14 protein-coding genes are annotated in these 15,498 nt (G+C 70.4%); 3 read left to right on the top strand and 11 right to left on the bottom strand.

Annotation, left to right across the window (positions count from 1 at the left end; translation table 11 throughout):
• Positions 1 to 15 precede the first annotated feature (15 nt).
• The 8 genes from alaS to ACGFYU_RS09045 form a co-directional block, all read right to left on the bottom strand.
• Complete coding sequence (alaS, locus tag ACGFYU_RS09080) at positions 16 to 2,670, bottom strand: alanine--tRNA ligase (RefSeq protein ID WP_393826614.1); 2,655 nt, start codon at positions 2,668 to 2,670, stop codon at positions 16 to 18.
• A gap of 248 nt (positions 2,671 to 2,918) precedes the next feature.
• Positions 2,919 to 3,563, bottom strand: coding sequence for an HAD family hydrolase (locus ACGFYU_RS09075; protein ID WP_393826613.1), 645 nt, complete (start codon positions 3,561 to 3,563; stop codon positions 2,919 to 2,921).
• The gene (locus tag ACGFYU_RS09070) at positions 3,560 to 4,111 is read right to left on the bottom strand and encodes an orotate phosphoribosyltransferase (RefSeq protein ID WP_393826612.1); all 552 of its coding nucleotides are present in this window, start codon (positions 4,109 to 4,111) and stop codon (positions 3,560 to 3,562) included. The genes ACGFYU_RS09075 and ACGFYU_RS09070 overlap by 4 nt, the downstream gene beginning before the upstream one ends.
• The gene (locus tag ACGFYU_RS09065; protein ID WP_393826611.1) at positions 4,108 to 4,707 is read right to left on the bottom strand and encodes an LOG family protein; all 600 of its coding nucleotides are present in this window, start codon (positions 4,705 to 4,707) and stop codon (positions 4,108 to 4,110) included. Before ACGFYU_RS09065 ends, ACGFYU_RS09070 begins: the two co-directional genes overlap by 4 nt.
• Entirely contained in the window at positions 4,704 to 5,576 is an 873-nt protein-coding gene (locus ACGFYU_RS09060; RefSeq protein ID WP_393826610.1) for a hypothetical protein, read from the bottom strand. Before ACGFYU_RS09060 ends, ACGFYU_RS09065 begins: the two co-directional genes overlap by 4 nt.
• Positions 5,577 to 5,630: 54 nt before the next feature.
• Complete coding sequence (locus ACGFYU_RS09055; RefSeq protein WP_393826609.1) at positions 5,631 to 6,464, bottom strand: aspartyl/asparaginyl beta-hydroxylase domain-containing protein; 834 nt, start codon at positions 6,462 to 6,464, stop codon at positions 5,631 to 5,633.
• A gap of 176 nt (positions 6,465 to 6,640) precedes the next feature.
• Entirely contained in the window at positions 6,641 to 6,805 is a 165-nt protein-coding gene (locus tag ACGFYU_RS09050; protein ID WP_393826608.1) for a hypothetical protein, read from the bottom strand.
• Positions 6,802 to 7,005 carry a hypothetical protein gene (locus ACGFYU_RS09045; RefSeq protein ID WP_393826607.1) on the bottom strand — a complete coding sequence of 68 codons (204 nt, stop codon included), beginning with the start codon at positions 7,003 to 7,005 and terminating at the stop codon, positions 6,802 to 6,804. Before ACGFYU_RS09045 ends, ACGFYU_RS09050 begins: the two co-directional genes overlap by 4 nt.
• A gap of 163 nt (positions 7,006 to 7,168) precedes the next feature.
• Between ACGFYU_RS09045 and ACGFYU_RS09040 the strand changes: the two genes are divergently transcribed.
• The 3 genes from ACGFYU_RS09040 to ACGFYU_RS09030 all read left to right on the top strand — a co-directional run bounded on the left by ACGFYU_RS09040 (position 7,169) and on the right by ACGFYU_RS09030 (position 10,861).
• Complete coding sequence (locus tag ACGFYU_RS09040) at positions 7,169 to 8,560, top strand: helix-turn-helix domain-containing protein (RefSeq protein ID WP_393826606.1); 1,392 nt, start codon at positions 7,169 to 7,171, stop codon at positions 8,558 to 8,560.
• On the top strand, positions 8,557 to 9,471 hold the full coding sequence (locus ACGFYU_RS09035) for a phosphotransferase enzyme family protein (RefSeq protein WP_393826605.1): 915 nt from the start codon (positions 8,557 to 8,559) through the stop codon (positions 9,469 to 9,471). Before ACGFYU_RS09040 ends, ACGFYU_RS09035 begins: the two co-directional genes overlap by 4 nt.
• A 187-nt stretch (positions 9,472 to 9,658) precedes the next feature.
• Positions 9,659 to 10,861, top strand: a complete 1,203-nt coding sequence (locus ACGFYU_RS09030) for a damage-control phosphatase ARMT1 family protein (RefSeq protein ID WP_393826604.1) — start codon at positions 9,659 to 9,661, stop codon at positions 10,859 to 10,861.
• Positions 10,862 to 11,101: 240 nt separating this feature from the next.
• Here the strand turns inward: ACGFYU_RS09030 and ACGFYU_RS09025 are convergent, their stop codons facing one another.
• The 3 genes from ACGFYU_RS09025 to ACGFYU_RS09015 form a co-directional block, all read right to left on the bottom strand.
• Entirely contained in the window at positions 11,102 to 11,482 is a 381-nt protein-coding gene (locus tag ACGFYU_RS09025; RefSeq protein WP_393826603.1) for a hypothetical protein, read from the bottom strand.
• Positions 11,483 to 11,593: 111 nt separating this feature from the next.
• Positions 11,594 to 13,291 carry a relaxase/mobilization nuclease domain-containing protein gene (locus tag ACGFYU_RS09020; RefSeq protein ID WP_393826602.1) on the bottom strand — a complete coding sequence of 566 codons (1,698 nt, stop codon included), beginning with the start codon at positions 13,289 to 13,291 and terminating at the stop codon, positions 11,594 to 11,596.
• A gap of 815 nt (positions 13,292 to 14,106) precedes the next feature.
• A complete protein-coding gene (locus ACGFYU_RS09015) occupies positions 14,107 to 15,399 on the bottom strand; it encodes a hypothetical protein (protein ID WP_393826601.1) in 1,293 nt (430 codons plus the stop codon).
• Positions 15,400 to 15,498: the final 99 nt, after the last annotated feature.

The following is a 15,498-nucleotide window of genomic DNA, read 5'->3' as shown; positions in this document are numbered from 1 at the left end:
ACCGTGCCTGGCCTCCTACTGGGCGAGAACGCGGGTTGCTTCCTGAGCAGCGACGGTCAGGGCCTCGTCGAGGGCTTCGATGCGGCGGCCTCCGGCGCTGGCGACGGGGCCGGTACCCCCTGTTCCTCCGCCGACCGTGCGCGCGGCGGAGGCGAGGATGTGGGCGGCCTCGGTTCCCCCGCTGAGGAGGCCAGGTGTGATGGCGGCGACGAGCAGGGCCTTGCCGTCGTGTTCGGTGCCCAGGACGACGACGGCATGGTCGTCGCTGAGGCGGCCGACGGCGTTCGTAGCGAGCGTGCGGAGGTCGTCCGCCCCGAGGCCCGGTACCCGCTGCGAGATGATCCGGCCGCCGGGCACGTGGTGGGAGGCGGAGGCGAGCTGTTCCGCATGGCTCCGCAGCTCGGCGTCACGCACTTGGGCGAGCTGCTTCTGCGCGGCGGCCAGGGCGTCCAGGCGCTTTCGGAGGGCCTCGGGCGCGTCCTTCGGGCGGGTGCCGAGGAGGGAAGAGACCTCGTCGAGCAGGCGGCGCTCGCTGTCCTGGTTGCGGAGGGTTCCGTGGCCGGTGAGGGCTTCGATGCGGCGGAGGTTGGAGCCGATCGAGCCCTCACTGAGCAGGCGGAAGGCGCCGACCTGGGAACCGTGGGCGACATGGGTGCCGCCGCACAGCTCGCGCGAGAAGTCGCCGATGTCGACGATGCGGACGATGTCGCCGTACTTTTCCCCGAACAGGGCGATGGCGCCGGCGGCCTCGGCTTCGGCGCGGTCGGCGTACCAGGCGCGGACGGCCGGGTCGTCGAGGACGTGGCCGTTGACGGCGGATTCGATCCGGGTGAGCTGGTCGGGGGTGAGGGCGGAGAAGTGGGCGAAGTCGAAGCGCAGGCGGTCGGACTCGACGAGGGAGCCCTGCTGGCGGGCGTGATCACCGAGGATGGCGCGCACGACGGCGTGCAGGATGTGGGTGGCCGAGTGGGAGCGCATGAGGCCCTTGCGGCGGTCGGCGTCGACAGCGGCTTCGCCCCTCGCCCCGGTACGGAGCTCACCTTCTACGACGCGGGCGCTGTGGACGCGGAAGCCCTCCAGGCCGTACCGGGTGTCCGTGATCCGCAGCAGGGTGCCGTCTTCGGTGCGCAGGGTGCCGGTGTCGCCGACCTGGCCGCCGGCTTCGGCGTAGAACGGCGAGCGGTCGAGGACGAACTCGATGTCGGAGCCCTCGGGGGCGCTGGTGGTGACGGCCCCGCCGGAGATCAGGCCGAGCACGGCGACCTCGGCGGTGAGGTGCTCGTAGCCGAGGAAGTCGGTGCGCGGCAGGTGGGCAGACAGTTCCCGGTAGGTGTCCTGGCGGCGCAGGGCGTCGGCGGTCTTGGCCTTGCCGCCGGTCTTGGCGCGCTTCTTCTGTTCGTCCAGCAGCGTGGCGAAACGGTCTTCGTCGACAGTCAGGCCGGCGTCGCGGGCGGCCTCGATGGTCAGTTCCAGGGGGAAGCCGAAGGTGTCGGCGAGTTCGAAGGCGGTCTCGCCCGGCAGTGAGCCGGAGCGGCTCTGCCGGGTGCGGGTGATCGCGGCGTTCAGTAGCCGGGTGCCCTGCGCGAGGGTCCGGGTGAAGGATTCCTCCTCGGCTGTGACGACCTGCTCGATGAGGTTGGCCTGGTCGGTGAGCTCAGGCCAGACGTCGCCGAGGTTGGCGATCACGCTGGCGGTGGCGGGCGCGAGAACGGGTTGGTCGATGCCGAGCAGACGGGCGTGCCGGACCGCCCGCCGCATGAGGCGGCGCAGAACGTAGCCGCGGCCGTCCTTGGCGGGCAGGACGCCGTCGGCGATGAGGTAGGCGATCGAGCGGGCGTGCTCGGTGACGACCTGGAAGGAGACCTTCTCGTCACCGCTGCCGGGGTAGTCGCGGCCGGCGAGCTCCCGGACGGTGTTCAGGGTGGGCATGAGGAGGTCGGTGGTGCAGACGTTCTCGACGTCCTGGAGGATCGCGGCGAGGCGGTCGAGGCCGAGGCCGGTGTCGATGCTCTGCTGGGCGAGCTCGCCCAGGATCGGGAAGTTGCCCTTCTTGTCGCCCTCGCCGCGCTGGTACTGCATGAAGACGAGGTTCCAGATCTCCACGTAGCGTTCGCCGTCGACGGCGGGTCCGCCCTCGCGGCCGAAGGAGGGCCCTCGGTCGTAGTTGACCTCCGAGCAGGGGCCGCAAGGCCCGGGGACGCCCATGGACCAGTAGTTGTCCTCCATGCCCAGACGCTGGATGCGCTCCGAGGGGACGCCGATCTTGCGCCACAGCTGCTCGGCCTCGTCGTCGTCCTCGTAGACGGTGATCCAGAGCCGGTCCTTCTCCAGGTGGTAGCCCTCGGTGAGGAGTTCCCAGGCGTAGGCGATGGCGTCGGCCTTGAAGTAGTCGCCGAAGGAGAAGTTGCCCATCATCTCGAAGAACGTGGCGTGCCGGTTGGTGCGGCCGACGTTGTCGATGTCCGAGGTGCGGGCGCACTTCTGGATGGTGGTGGCGCGGCGGTACTCCGGGGTGACCTCGCCCAGGAAGTAGGGCTTGAACTGGTTCATGCCGGCGTTGGCCAGCAGCAGGGTCGGGTCGGAGGGGATGAGCGGGCTGGACGGGACCTGGCGGTGGCCGCGGGAGGTGAAGTAGTCCAGGAAGGTGGAGCGGATCTGCGTCGAGCGCATGGCGTTATGGCCCTCACGGAAGAGTCGTGGAGAGGTGGGGGTTGATCACACGCCGAGCCGGGCCGAGAACAGGGACTGAGGGTTCTCAGTTCTCCAGCTCGACGCAGATAGCTCGCGCCCCCACGGTGTAGACCATGACTCCTGATCCGTTGCTCACAGGTGGTGCAGTCGGCAAGGGACGGAACGGTCCGCTGTGACTGCACCACCAAGCGTAGCGGATCAGGAGTCGCGATCGCTGGGGAATCCGTTCAGCTGTGGAACCCGATCAGGCGGAGCAGTACGGAGGTCAGGTCCGCTGGTTCGGAGAGGACGAGGTCAGCGCCGGTTCGCGTGAGTGCGTCGGGCCCGGCGAAGCCCCAGCCTGCGCCGACCGCTGTCACGCCCGCGGCCCGGGCGGCGTGCATGTCGGCTTCCGTGTCTCCGACGAACACGGTGCTGCTGGGGGCCGCTCCGAGCCGGTCGAGGGCAAGAAGGAGACCGTCGGGCGCCGGCTTGGGCGTCGCGTCCTCGTAGCAGACGACGGTGTCCAGCAGGCCGATGACGTCGGGCGGCAGCAGCCAGTGCAACCGCCGGCGGCTTCGCAGGGTGACGATGCCGGTCGCGACGTCGGCAGCCCGCAGCTTGGTGAGAGTCTCGGCCACGAACGGGAAGACCTCGGTGACGAGGGTGGCCGTGGCGGTGGCCGCATCCCAGCCGTTCTCGTCGATCGCCCCGTCCAGCCCGAGGGGGGCCAGTACCTGCTCGCGCGGGGTGGTCTCGGCTTCGGGCGGGAGGTCGTCGATGGTGATGCGGCGGTCGAGTGCGGAGGTCGCGAAGCCTGCCAGGGTGGCGAGCTGGGCGGCCCGGCTGTCGACGAGGACACCGTCGAGGTCGAAGAGTACGGCTCGCCTCATGCGGTGTACCCCTCTCGGGGCGCCGGCAGGTCGGCCTCGGTGAGCAGGGAGTGGAGCGTGACGCGGTGCTCGGAGAGCAGCATCCGGCCACCAAGCGGGCGCTCCAGCACGCACAGCGCGTCGGTGACCGGCGCTCCGGCGACCCTCAGGGTGTTGGTCATGGCGAGCAGTTGGCTGCCGGAACGAACGACGTCATCGACGAGAACGGTGCGGCGGCCGTCGAGGGCGGCACCTTCGATCTGACGGCGGGATCCGTAGCCCTTGAGGCTCCGGCGCAGGAACACGGCCGGCAGGGCGGTCACAGCCGACAGGGCGACGACCAGCGGGACGCCGCCGAGCTCGATACCGGCCAGCAGCTGGGCGTCATCGGGGACGAGGCCAGCCATGGCCGCGGCGGTGTCACGCAGGAGGGCAGGGTCGGCGGCCAGGCGGTACTCGTCGAAGTAGGTGTCCAGCTGTTCCCCGTTGGCGAGGCTGAACGTGCCTTTGACACACGATGCTTCGGCGAGCCGGGCGGTGAGGCTGGCCAGTGACGTGCTGGTGGTCATGCTCCTCCGATCGGGGCTGTATCGAGCGCGGCGAGGTGGGCGCGGAAGACGTCGGCGGTATCGGCGACGGTGAGGAAGCCGAGCGGTCGGGTCGGGGTCTCGTACAGCCACTTCTCCTCGCGGAGGAAGGCCAGCAGGCGAAGGGCGGCCGACCCGGCGAGGCAGACCGGTACGGGCCGGACGGTGGTCGAGTAGTAGAGGGCGGCGGTCAGCTCGTGCAAGGTGCCGACGCCGCCGCCCATCGCGACGATCAGGTCGGCGCTCTCCAGGTAGTGCTGGAGACGGGCGCCGAGGTCAGGCAGGTGGACCGACACGGTGGTGTGCGGATTGAACGCTCCCCACTCGTCGTGCTTGTCCGCCAGGGTGACCGCGGTGACGGTGGTGCCCTGGGAGGCGGCTCCTCGTGCGGCGGCCTCCATCAGGCCGTTGTAGCCGCCGTGGAGGAGCGCGTACCCGGCCTGGGCGAGCGCCCGGCCGATCTCCTCGGCCAGGTCTTCCTCCTCGGTGGAGGCAAGGACGACGCCGCCGAAGAAGACGGCGGTCAGGCCCTCGCGGGTCCGGCTGGTGGCCGGGCCCGCGAGGTGGGGTGCGTTCACACCAGTTCCTGGTAGGAGCGGTAGGCGTCGACTGCGTCCCGCAGCCCGTCGAGTGCCTCGGGGCAGACCCGGTCGACGAGGGCGAGCATCCGCTCGATCGCCGCGTTGACGTCGGTGGCCAGCGGGACCGCCGGCCCGCTGATCGCCGTGTTGAGGTCGCTCACGCAGGCCCGGCCGATCGGGGTGACGGCGATCTCCTCGCCCAGCTGGTACCAACCCCAGAACCGGGAGGTGGGCGCGAGGGCGGCCTTGATGAGGTCCTTGGTCGCGGTATGCAGCCGGTGCCACTCGGAGTACGCGACGAACCGCTGGCCGCGCTTGATGCGCTTGTGCAGCAGTACGGCCAGTACGAGGTGTTCGATCACCAGCTCGGTGCAGGTGCGCGGCCGGGCGGCGAACTCGATGGCGAAGCGCTCGGCCACCGCGACCTCGTCCATTGCGGCCGGTGCCGGACGGCGGTCGAGGAGCGAGGCGGTGGCGATGCTCGCCTGCAGGTCCGGGAGACGGGAGGCCGGTGCGAGGTAGAGGTCGATCTGCTGTAGGCGGCCGTCGTCGGGGACGAGGAAGACCATGCCGACCCCACCGAGGTCGGCGACGATCGTGTCGCGCCAGCCGGGGAACAGGGCGCCGGCCTCGACGGACATCAGGTCGTCCAGGGCTTCGGCGAACGCGGGCAGCTGAGCGTCGTGGACGCCGACGACGAAGTCGACGTCCGACAGGCGGTCGGCCGTGCCGTGGGCCAGCGAACCACGGACCAGCAGGTGGGTGACGGCAGGGGAGGCGGCCAGGATGTCGGCGAGCTTCGACAGGAGCGGGAGCTGGGCCGGTCGGTTGGCGTGAGTGAGTGCGGTCAGTTGCAAGGTGGACATGCTCGTCCTCCGTTCGGATTCGGGCGGGGTGAACCGTGCGAGACGGGCGGTCGGTCAGGCCGTGAGGGCGAGGAGCCGGTTCTTCGCCGTCGTCCACCGCGTGGCGGCCTCCGCGTCGCCGAGCGAGGTATGCAGCTCGACGAGCAGGTCGTAGACCGCGCCTTCGGGCAGGGCGTAGGTGTAGAACAGCCGCAGCAGCATCCGCTCGGCCGCCTCCGTGTAACCCAGGGCGACCATGCCCCGGGCAGCCTGAAGCCGTTCGGCGAGCACCATCTGGTCCGCCTCGGGGAGGGGCTCGGCAGCGGCCGGGTGGAGGGTAGGGCGCCGGGCCAGCCGCTCGTAGGCGTCGTCGGCGTACACGTCAGCGATCAGGTGCACGCGCTCGGGGCCGAGCAGGTTGCACACGCCGTGGGCGTAGGTCGGCGTCAGCCGCCAGATCCGCCCGCCGGCCATGTGTACCTTCGCGCCGCCGGTGACCAGGAACGCGGACGTGTTGGTGTGCAGCGGGATGTGCAGCCGGTGCCGCTCGACCTTGTCGAGGTCGTCGTAGTCGCGGTGCTCCCAGAGGAAGGCGTTGGGCTCAAGCCTGGCGAGCCGCACCCACATGTAGTTCAGGCCGAGTTCGCCCAGCAGCGCGGTGGTGGCCGGCATCTGCGCGAGGAGGTCGGTCGGCTTGGCGGTGCAGTCGCCGATCGTCACATCGGCCGCGTCGCCGGAGGCGTTCATGAGTGAGGTGGTCCACCAGCCGCCCGACTGGTAGGCGCTGTACTCCGCCTTCCAGGGGGCCGGGGCGGTCAGGGCCTCGTGGCGCATCCGCTCAAGCCGGGCGGAGTCGATGCTGTCCAGCTGGGCGATCTGCCCGGCCAGGGTGGTCAAGGTGCTGTCCATCAGTTCCCTCCCGTTGGCGGCCCTGCGAGTGCGGGCCGGTAACCATGTGGTGCTGCATGGGTTCGGTTGAGCGGTTGCTGCGACCGCATCGACCGATATCGCGCTTCGAATACGCACCCGTGGGGCGCCCATCCCCGCCCAGTGCCCGCTTGGAGGGCACCGGGCAGGAGGTCTGCTCAGGTCGGAGCGTCGGCGTCGGGGGCCGACCAGGCGGAGGCCGCCTCATCGGTGTGGTCGGCGTGCACCGCGGCGACGCCGAGGGTGCCGAATCCGGCGGCCATACCGAGGGCCCACAGCCACGCGAGGACCGTGCCGAGACGGTCGTGGGGCTGGTCCGTCACCGGGGACTCTGCTGCTGCTCGCGGAGTTCGATGGCCCGCGACAGCTGGCCGTGGAACAGCTCCACCTGCCCGGGGGTGAGCACCAGCGTGGTGTCGTCGGTGGTCTCGTCCAGGTGGTGGAGCGTGATGGGCATCGAGACCCGCTCGGTGTCGTGGTTGTAGGTGATGTCGCTCCGGTTCGGTGTGGCGTAGCCGATCACTGGACCTCCATGACGAAGAAACAGCGGGGGTTATCCGAAAAACCCGCAGAGCGTGGGTGGTTGGGCCGTTTACTTGGTAAGAACCTTGCGCGTCCGCTGCGCTGCGGGGCCAGGAGTGGATGTGTACGGCGCCGGTGTACGCATCAGGGGGAAGGGAGCGAACGTGCCGCAGCCGTCCAAGAACCTGGACCCGACCAGGTCTCCGCAGGACTGGTTCGGTGCTCACCTGCGCCACTGGCGAAAGGTACGGAGGAAGACGCAACGGGAGCTGGCGCTCGAAGTCCACGTCAGCGCCAGTACCATCGCGAAGATCGAGAAGGCCGAGCGGCCCTGTGACCTGGCGTTGGCGCGCAGCCTCGATGACGCACTGGACACCGGCGGGATCCTGGCGTGGCTGTGCCTGCGCACGGGCACTGATGCGGACAACACAGTCGGCGATGCGTACAACGCGACGGTAGCCCCTGCGCTGCTGGGCCCACCGGGGTTCCCAGGCGTCGCGCCGCCGATGACTGGAAGCGCCACCGACGACGGGAGCCATGGGGACCGCGGTTCCTTCCTCGGCGCCTCTGGGGCCGCAGCCCTGTTAGGCGGTACCCCGCTATCCCACCTGATCAAGCCCGCCGAGCCCTCCCGCCTGCCTTCAGCCGTCCGGCCCGAGGACATCGAGCAGGTCGAGGCCGCGGCGACGGTGCTCGCGGGGTGGGATCACCACTACGGCGGCGGAGGCATCGTCCGCACCGCCGCCGAAGCGCAACTCCGCTGGGCGTCGGCGCTCCTCGAACTGCCCTGCCCAGAACCCATGCGGGCCAGCCTCTTCGCAGCCGCCGCCCGACTCGGCATGGTCGTTGGCGCGGCGGACTTCGACGCCCACGCCCACCACGACGCCCGTCGCGTCTTCGCCTTCGCCGCCGCCTGTGCGGAAGAGGCCGGCCAGTGGCACCTGAGAGCCAAGGTCTACTCGTACCGAGCACGTCAGGCCGTCTGGCTCGGGGCCTGTGACTCCGGCCTGACGTACGCGGAACTGGGGCTCGCCCACGAGAACCGGCTCACCGGCACCGAGCGGGCCATGCTCCACACCGCGAAAGCCCGCGCGCTGGCCAAGGCCGGCGACGTGCAAGCGACGCTACGGGCGGTCGGACAGGCAGACGATGCCTTCGCACAGGCCCGTCCCGGCGAGGACCCGCCCTGGATGGCCTACTACGATGCCGCCCAGCACGCGGGCGACACCGGGCACGCCTTGTACGACCTCGTTGCCGTCGGGTACAGGCCGGTCACGGCCGCAGACCGCCTGAGAACGGCTATTGATGGGCACACACAGGCGTACGTGCGATCCCGTACGTTCTCCATGACGAAGCTGGCTTCTCTCACGATGGCCACCGGAGACCCACATGAAGCCGCCACCATCGGGCATCAGGCCCTTGACGAAGTCGTGAAACTCCACTCCCGCCGGGCATCGGACGGCATGCAGGACCTGGCTCGGCTCACCGCCGTGCACCGAACAACCCCCGAGGCGATCAAGCTGCGCGACCGCATCAAGGAGACGATCAAGACGTGACCCTCGCCCCCGCCGACAGCGCTCACGTCTCCCGCGGCGTACTCATCGAAGCCTGCCCGACCCTTGGGCTGGATATCGAAGGCGCCGAACCGATCCGGATCGCGGAGAACGCAATATGGCGCCTCCCCGGGAAGCTGGTAGCCCGGATCTCCCGCCCGGGTGGCACTCCCGCTGCTGCGCGTGAAATCGCCGTTGCCAACTGGCTCGCCGGCCATGGCATCCCCGCCGTACGGCCCGCCCCAGGTCTCGACCAACCCATCACCATCGACGGCCGGGCCGTGACCATCTGGGAGGAACTTCCACCTCACCGCGACGGGAACGTCCGCGAGGTCGCTCACCTCTTGAAGGCCCTCCATGCCCTTCCGGAGCCGGACTTCGACCTTGAGCCGCTGGAACCGTTCGGGAAGATCCGTACCAGGCTCGACCAGGCGAAGGCCATCAGCGAGCGCGACCGTGAATGGCTGTACGGCTACACCGACGAGCTCGAAGCAGCATGGCACCAGCTCGTAGAGAGCCCTGGCCTGTCTCGATGCGTCCTGCACGGGGATGCCTGGGTCGGCAACGTCGCCTCGGCCGACGACGGCACGGCCTACCTCCTCGACCTCGACAGCTTCACCGTCGGCCCGCGGGAGTGGGACCTGACGTCGACCGCCGTGAAACTCACGTCCACCAGCGGCATCACCCGGCAGGACTACGAGGACTTCTGCACCGTCTACGGAGCGGACGTCACCTCCTGGGACGGGTACGAGGTCCTGCGGGACATCAGGGAACTCCGGATGACGGCTTACGCAGCCCGGATCACGACCGAGCACCCCGACCATCCCCATGCCCGCCACGAGACCCAGTACCGAATCGAATGCCTCATGGGAGCTCAGGGGCAGCGTCCCTGGCGGTGGACTGCAGTGCCGTAACGGCAGGGAGACCGGCGACGCCCAGGCTGCGGGTGGTTGAACGGCGATCACCGAGGTCGCCATACGCTCACGCCCGGCGACCATCGTGGGGTACTCGCGATGGGCGAGGTGCTGGTGGGTAGCGCGGCCGGCGTCGTGGCACTGAGGATCACGGAAGCGTGATAAGAAGCGAAGGACTGTGGACACCATGGCAGACACGACCTCTCGCGCTCCGGGACCTGCTGCGGCGGGTGCGCAGGTCATCCTGAGCAACGAGCCCGGCTCGTTCGCCTGGGGGGTGATGGCCAAGCGCCACCCCGCCCTCATCCAGCAGGTACGGGACGCGTTTCCGTACGGCCCCCGTGAGCACGACGCCCTCGACGCCCTGCTGGACGAGATCACCCACGGCGCCATCGAACCGCTGGCCGACAGAGAGCACGACTACGAGAGCTGGATGGGCTGGGGGAAAGGGCGCTTCTGGCAGTCCTGGTACGACGCCCCGTTCCTGTGGGCGGAGAGCTACTTCTACCGCAAGCTCCTCGCTGCCGTCGGGTACTTCGGAACCGGCCCGTGGGGTGGAGTCGACCCGTTCGCCCCGTTCAAGCAGGCCGAACTCCGTGGCGAGGCGGTCGACGAGGAACTGCGCGCTCTGGATGCCCTGGCCGATGCATCGGCTGGCGAACGGGCCACGGCCCTCCTCCACGCCTCCCTCTGGGGCAACCGCGCAGACCTCGGCTTCCGTGTGGTCGAGGGAGAACCGGCCGTCGGTGCCCTCGAAGCCTCGGCCCTGGTCGCCGACGAGAGCGCCCTGCTGTGGAAGCTCCTGCCCACCAGGGCTGCCTCGACCGTCGCCGTCGTGGCGGACAATGCGGGTCGAGAGTTGATCCCGGACCTGATCCTCATCGACCACCTCCTCGAACACCGACGCGCCGAACGGGTAGTGCTCCACGTGAAGCCCTACCCGTACTACGTCGCCGACGCGATGACGGCGGATGTAGTCGACTGTCTGCGCCGTCTCACCGATGCCCCGGGTGAGGCAGGCCGGATCGGCGGCCGCCTGTGGAAGGCCATGGCGGCCGGGACCCTTGAGGTCCGCTCGCACCCGTTCTTCTGCGCGCCGCTGCCGTACGTGGAGATGCCCGCGGACCTCCGAAGCGAGTTCGAGGGCGCCGCTCTGACCATCCTGAAGGGCGACCTCAACTACCGCCGCCTGGTGGGCGACAGGCATTGGTACGCCACGACGCCGTTCGCCGACCTCACCGGATACTTTCCGGGGGCCGTCGCAGCCCTGCGCACGCTGAAGTCCGACGTAGTCGCCGGCTTGGAAGCCGGAGCGCTGGACTCTCTGGAGCGATCGGGCACGGCGTGGCGTACGAGCGGGACGCACGCTCTGATCCAGGTGCGTCGGTAGGCGCCTTGGGCGGGGCGACCTCGCGGGTAGTGCTGAGTCAGTGGGCCACCTCGGCGACAGGCGGATGGCGGGTGGCGCGAGCGGATTCCTTGCCGTCGGCCGTACTCGGCATCGACCTCAAGCCCGAGGAGATCACCGACGTGCTGGCACCCTCGGGGACGAGGGCGCGATGCAGCCCGACTGATGCGCGAGCATGCCGCCGGGGCCAACGCTGAAGTGCGTTGACCCCGGCGGCGTTGGTCAGAAGGTGTACGGGGTGAAGCGGCGAGGTGGCTCGATCACGAGGCCGAGCAGTCGGTCGAACTCGGCCTTCTCGTCCTTGGTCATGAGCTCGACGGCGTTGCCGAGATTCTTCGTGGTGAGCTGGTCCATGAACGGGGCGAGGAATCGGTTCAGGGATTCCGGGGCTTCCTCCAGCGTCCGCTTGTATTCCATGTAGCGACTGTGCTGTGCCGCGAACTCTTCGAACTCGGCGCGGGTGGCGTGCAAGGCGGTGGCCTGTTCCTCCTTGGTGAAGGGGCGGCCGTCTATGTGGGACCAGGTGTTGGTGTCGCGTCGGTATTTGAAGTTCGAGTCGCAGAGGAGGGCGACGATGTGGGGGCGGATTTCGGTTTCGGGCATACGGGTGCTCCTGGGGAGGGTGTGGTGGGTGGGGCTGTACTTCAAGGGTCTGGAGAATCCCCGGTTTGGCTAACCGGGGATCGTCGGTTACCTTCATCCGCCCTTCTTTGGTCAGCGCCGCCGGGGTGATTTGATCGGGGGCGCGGTCGCCTGCTGTGTGGCGCGTGCCGCAGGCGGTGTGCGCCGGCTGCCTCGGGCGGTCGGGGTGTGCAAGGCGTCGGGGGCGGCGGGCAGGCGAGCGCTGCGGCGCAGCCGCCAGACGAGGACGTCGCTGATCGAGGTGGCGGTGTCGAGCTCGCGGCGGCGAGTGGCGTCGGCCAGCAGGGCGGCCGGGTCATGGCCGGCATTGCGGGCGTCGTCGAGGGTGGCGGCCAAGGCGGGCCAGCCGGGTTCGGACAGAACCTGCTCCGCCAGCTCAGGCAGCGCCTGGCGGACAAGGTCGGCCTGCCGATGCTGCACGCGCAGGGCCAGGTGCTGCCCTCGCAGCTGGAGTACGGCCATGGGCTGGGCTGCCGTGGCCTCGTAGGCGGCGCGCAGGTGCTCCGCAGCCTGGAGCGCGGCTGCTGCCTGCTGGGCGTGGTGCTTCCTGGCATGCCAGTTTGCTGCCGCGGTGGCGAGGAAGAACGCCATGTCGATGACCATGGCGGTGGTGGCGCCGTCCTCGCCCCGGCCCAGGGCTGGTCCGCTGTGGATGAGGTCGCGGGCGGCTTGGCGCAGGGCGCGGTCGTGGCCGCGCTCGGCGCGTACGTGGGAGCGGGCCGCCCGCTCGAACGCGGTGGCCGCTTGGCTCAGCTGGTGGCGGGTGTGGGCGGCGGAGGTCTTGGCGAGGGCGTCGAGGACTTCGCCGGCGGCGGCGATCTGGGCGGCCACGGTCCCGTCGGCGCCGTGGTCGATGAGGAGGACGGCCTGCCAGAGGGCACCGGTGGCGCGACGGCGGGCGGACGCGGGACCGCTCGCCGGGACCGCGGTCGGCTGGGTCGGTGTACCGGTCCAGCGTTCGCGGATGCGGGGCAGGGAGAGGTCGGGCGCGAGCTTCGACCCGGAGTAGAAGACCGGCAGCCCGTCCTTGTTGCGGTCCTCGGGGAGGGCGACGGTGTAGCCGAGGGTGTCGCCGGAGGGGGCGGACCGGCGGCGGACGAGGAGGCCGGCGGAGGCGAGGCGGTCGAAGAACTCCGTCTCCGAGGCGGTGCCTGCCGCAGCTCGGCGGACGGTCTCGCGCAGTTCCTCGCGGGCGGTTCGGTCCCGGCCCTGGCGCTTGGCTTTGTGGCGTTCGGCGCTGGTGGGGCGTTTGGCGGCGGTGCCGTCTCCGGGCGCCACGCGGTGCAGGTCGTAGTCGGCTTCGATGCGGCGGCATTCGGTTTGGGCGCGCTGGCCGGAGCGGTGGTGGTCGGGTTTGCGCCCGTCCTCGCGGACGAGTGTGGCGATGAGGTGGATGTGGTCGTCGGCGTGGCGGACGGCCGCCCAGCGGCAGCCCGCGCCGTCGCCGGGGTCGATGCCTGTGGCGGCGATGACGCGGCGGGCGATGTCCGCCCACTCGGCGTCGGTGAGCGTCCGGTCGCTGGGGGCGGCGCGGATCGAGGCGTGCCAGACGTGCTTGTCCGGTCGCCTGTCGGCGGGGAGGAGGTGGAGGGGTTCGTCGAGGAGCTGCTGGAGGTCCTCCTCGGTGGCACCTCGGCCGGGATCAGGGGCGAGGCCGTCGAAGGAGGCGACTAGGTGCGGGTCGGTGTGCTCCTCGCTGCGGCCGGAGCCGTAGAGGTAGGCGATCAGTCCGGCGGTGCTGGTGCCTTGTTTGTGGATGGACGGGATCAAGCGGCGTGGGTTCCTTCGGGGTTGGTCATACGGGTGGTGACGTGGCGGATGTCCTCGGCGGCGCGGAGGACGGCGGCGATGGTGTCGTCGAGTCCTTCGGGGGCGACGCCCAGGTGTAGGGCTTTGACCGCCTGGTTGAGGTTGTTGTTGGCGATGCCGAGCTGGCGTCGCAGCGCGAACAGGGTGGTGAGGACGTCCTGGGTGGTGGCGATGACGGCAGCGGTGCGGTCGAGGTCGCGGGCGGCGGCCAGGCCGGAAGGTGGCGAGGAAGCCGGCGACGCTCATGCCGACGGCATCGGCGCCGGCGGCGATGCGCAGGTACTCGGGCTCGGTGAGGCGGACGCTGTGGGCGGGGCGCTGCTTGCCGGCGCGGACACGGGGCTTGCCCCGGCGCCTGCCCGGCCGCGGTCCGCCCTCGGCCGCCGCCTCCCCGTCCCGTGCCCCCTGGCGCGGGACGGTGCTCGCCACCCCCGGGGCGGGCTCGGGTTCGGACGCGCCCCCTGCGGGGGAGTGTCCGAACCTCCAACTTGCTGCCCGGTCGGTGGCTGATGTCGAGGCTGCGTGCTGCTGGTCGTCGGGGGAGGGGAGAGCGGGCTGATCGTGCATGGAGGAACTCCTTGCGGTGGAGGTGGAGGTGGAGGTGGATGGGGGTGAGCTGGGCGAGGAGCCGGGGGCGGGCTTGGCGCACGGCAGCGAGAGGTATTCGTGCCAGGTTGCTGCCGGCGTGGCTGAGCGAGTGGAAGACCTACGAACCAGCTGGAGCCGCTGGTCCGTAGGTTCCCGTTCCGGCGTTCCGTGCCTGACCGGATATCCGGTCAGCCGCTGGGAGCGCTGCTGTCGGCGTTCTGTTCTGCGAGCAGGCGTGTCCGGAGCTCGGTGAGCCGGTCCTCGGCGATGGGGAACCCCGCGTCACGCACGGCGTTCCGCAAGATGGAGCGGGTGGCCTTTCCGTGCACGGCGATGGCCTGGCGGCCGATGGCGAGTAGTTCGTCCATTTCGGCGCCGGGAGGGCGACCGTAGCGCTGCGCCATCAGGTCGCCTTCCTCAGCGGACGGCTCCGAGCCGTCGCGGGCGGGGCGCGTTTCGTGCAGGGTCGGGTGGAGCTGCACGAATGTGGGCGGCGGGCAGTCGGGACGCTCGTCGGGGTCGGGGTGTTCCCAAGCGTCCTCGTCTTCCGGGCTATGGCTTGCTCCCCACAGGCTGGGTGAAGGTGTCGGCTCGGAGGGGAGTGCGGTGTTCCGGGCCGGGCTGGGCTCGGCCCAGGGCGAAGGCAGCTCGATGGTCGCCAGCGCTACGGCATGGCGGCGGGCGGCGAGCTGCCGCAGCAGGTCTTGTCGCTGTCGGTCGTCGATGGCCACCGCGGCTTGGGCGACGGCCCGCGAGAGCCGTCGTGCGATGCGCCGGCCTTGCCACCGGTTGCGCTTGGCCGGGGTGAGTTCGGCGAGGCGTGTGGCCAGGGCGACGGCCTTGAGGGTGGCGCGGTCGCGAGTGATCTGTGCAGCGTCCCGGTCGCGCTCGGCGATGCCGAGGCGGGAGAGGAGGCGTTCGCGTATCTCGCGGCCGATCTTTGCGAGGATGCTGTGGGACGCGGCTTCCGGCTTGCGAAGACGCAGTTCGATGCCCATGGCCTCGTGCCAGAGCGCCGCGGCCAGAACCGGGCCCACGAAGGCTCGCACCGTGCCGCCGACCAGGCCGGACTCGGCGTACGCGGGGATCACCTGTACGGCGGTGATCACCCAGGTCAGGGTGCCCGGCAAGCCGGGTGCCTGCTTGGGGCCGTGGAGGTTCTGCCGCGCCAACAGCGCAGTGGCGAACAGGGCGAACTCCGCGGCGGCGAACATGGCGGCGCGTTCGGCTGTGCCGCCCATGTCCAGGTAGTGGGCGGCGAACCGCCAGCTGGTGTCGGCGCTGTAGGCGGTGCAGCCGACCGCGGCCAGCGCGGCCACGATGACCGCGGGCGATCCGGGCTTGCGGCTGCCGCCGGTCCGGCGTGCGCGCTGCTTGACCAGCCACATGATCAGCAGCAGGGAGCAGGTCAGCGGGAGCGCGGTGAGCGCGAGGGAAGTGGCGTTCCATTGCCCGACTACGGGCAGGGTGAGTGGTGTCATGCAGGGGTCTCCAGAGACCCGCCGCGCCATGTGGGTGCGGGCGGGCGGTGTGGTGAAGGCGGTGAGATGGGTAGGCGGCGCCGGTGGGGCCGGTGCTAC

This window comes from Streptomyces sp. NPDC048337 (assembly GCF_043201175.1).
In the GTDB taxonomy this organism is placed as follows: Bacteria; Actinomycetota; Actinomycetes; order Streptomycetales; family Streptomycetaceae; genus Streptomyces.
The sequence above is the reverse complement of the archived record's forward strand: the minus strand, read 5'-3'. Positions and strand labels throughout refer to the sequence as shown.

What these genes read in the sequence shown, in the direction of transcription:
- ACGFYU_RS09070 (WP_393826612.1), bottom strand. Translation starts at nt 4,111, where the DNA reads ATGACCACCAGCACGTCACTGGCCAGCCTCACCGCCCGGCTCGCCGAA.
- ACGFYU_RS09060 (WP_393826610.1), bottom strand. Translation starts at nt 5,576, where the DNA reads ATGTCCACCTTGCAACTGACCGCACTCACTCACGCCAACCGACCGGCC.
- ACGFYU_RS09015 (WP_393826601.1), bottom strand. Translation starts at nt 15,399, where the DNA reads ATGACACCACTCACCCTGCCCGTAGTCGGGCAATGGAACGCCACTTCC.
- ACGFYU_RS09055 (WP_393826609.1), bottom strand. Translation starts at nt 6,464, where the DNA reads ATGGACAGCACCTTGACCACCCTGGCCGGGCAGATCGCCCAGCTGGAC.
- alaS (WP_393826614.1), bottom strand. Translation starts at nt 2,670, where the DNA reads ATGCGCTCGACGCAGATCCGCTCCACCTTCCTGGACTACTTCACCTCC.
- ACGFYU_RS09030 (WP_393826604.1), top strand. Translation starts at nt 9,659, where the DNA reads ATGGCAGACACGACCTCTCGCGCTCCGGGACCTGCTGCGGCGGGTGCG.
- ACGFYU_RS09075 (WP_393826613.1), bottom strand. Translation starts at nt 3,563, where the DNA reads ATGAGGCGAGCCGTACTCTTCGACCTCGACGGTGTCCTCGTCGACAGC.
- ACGFYU_RS09025 (WP_393826603.1), bottom strand. Translation starts at nt 11,482, where the DNA reads ATGCCCGAAACCGAAATCCGCCCCCACATCGTCGCCCTCCTCTGCGAC.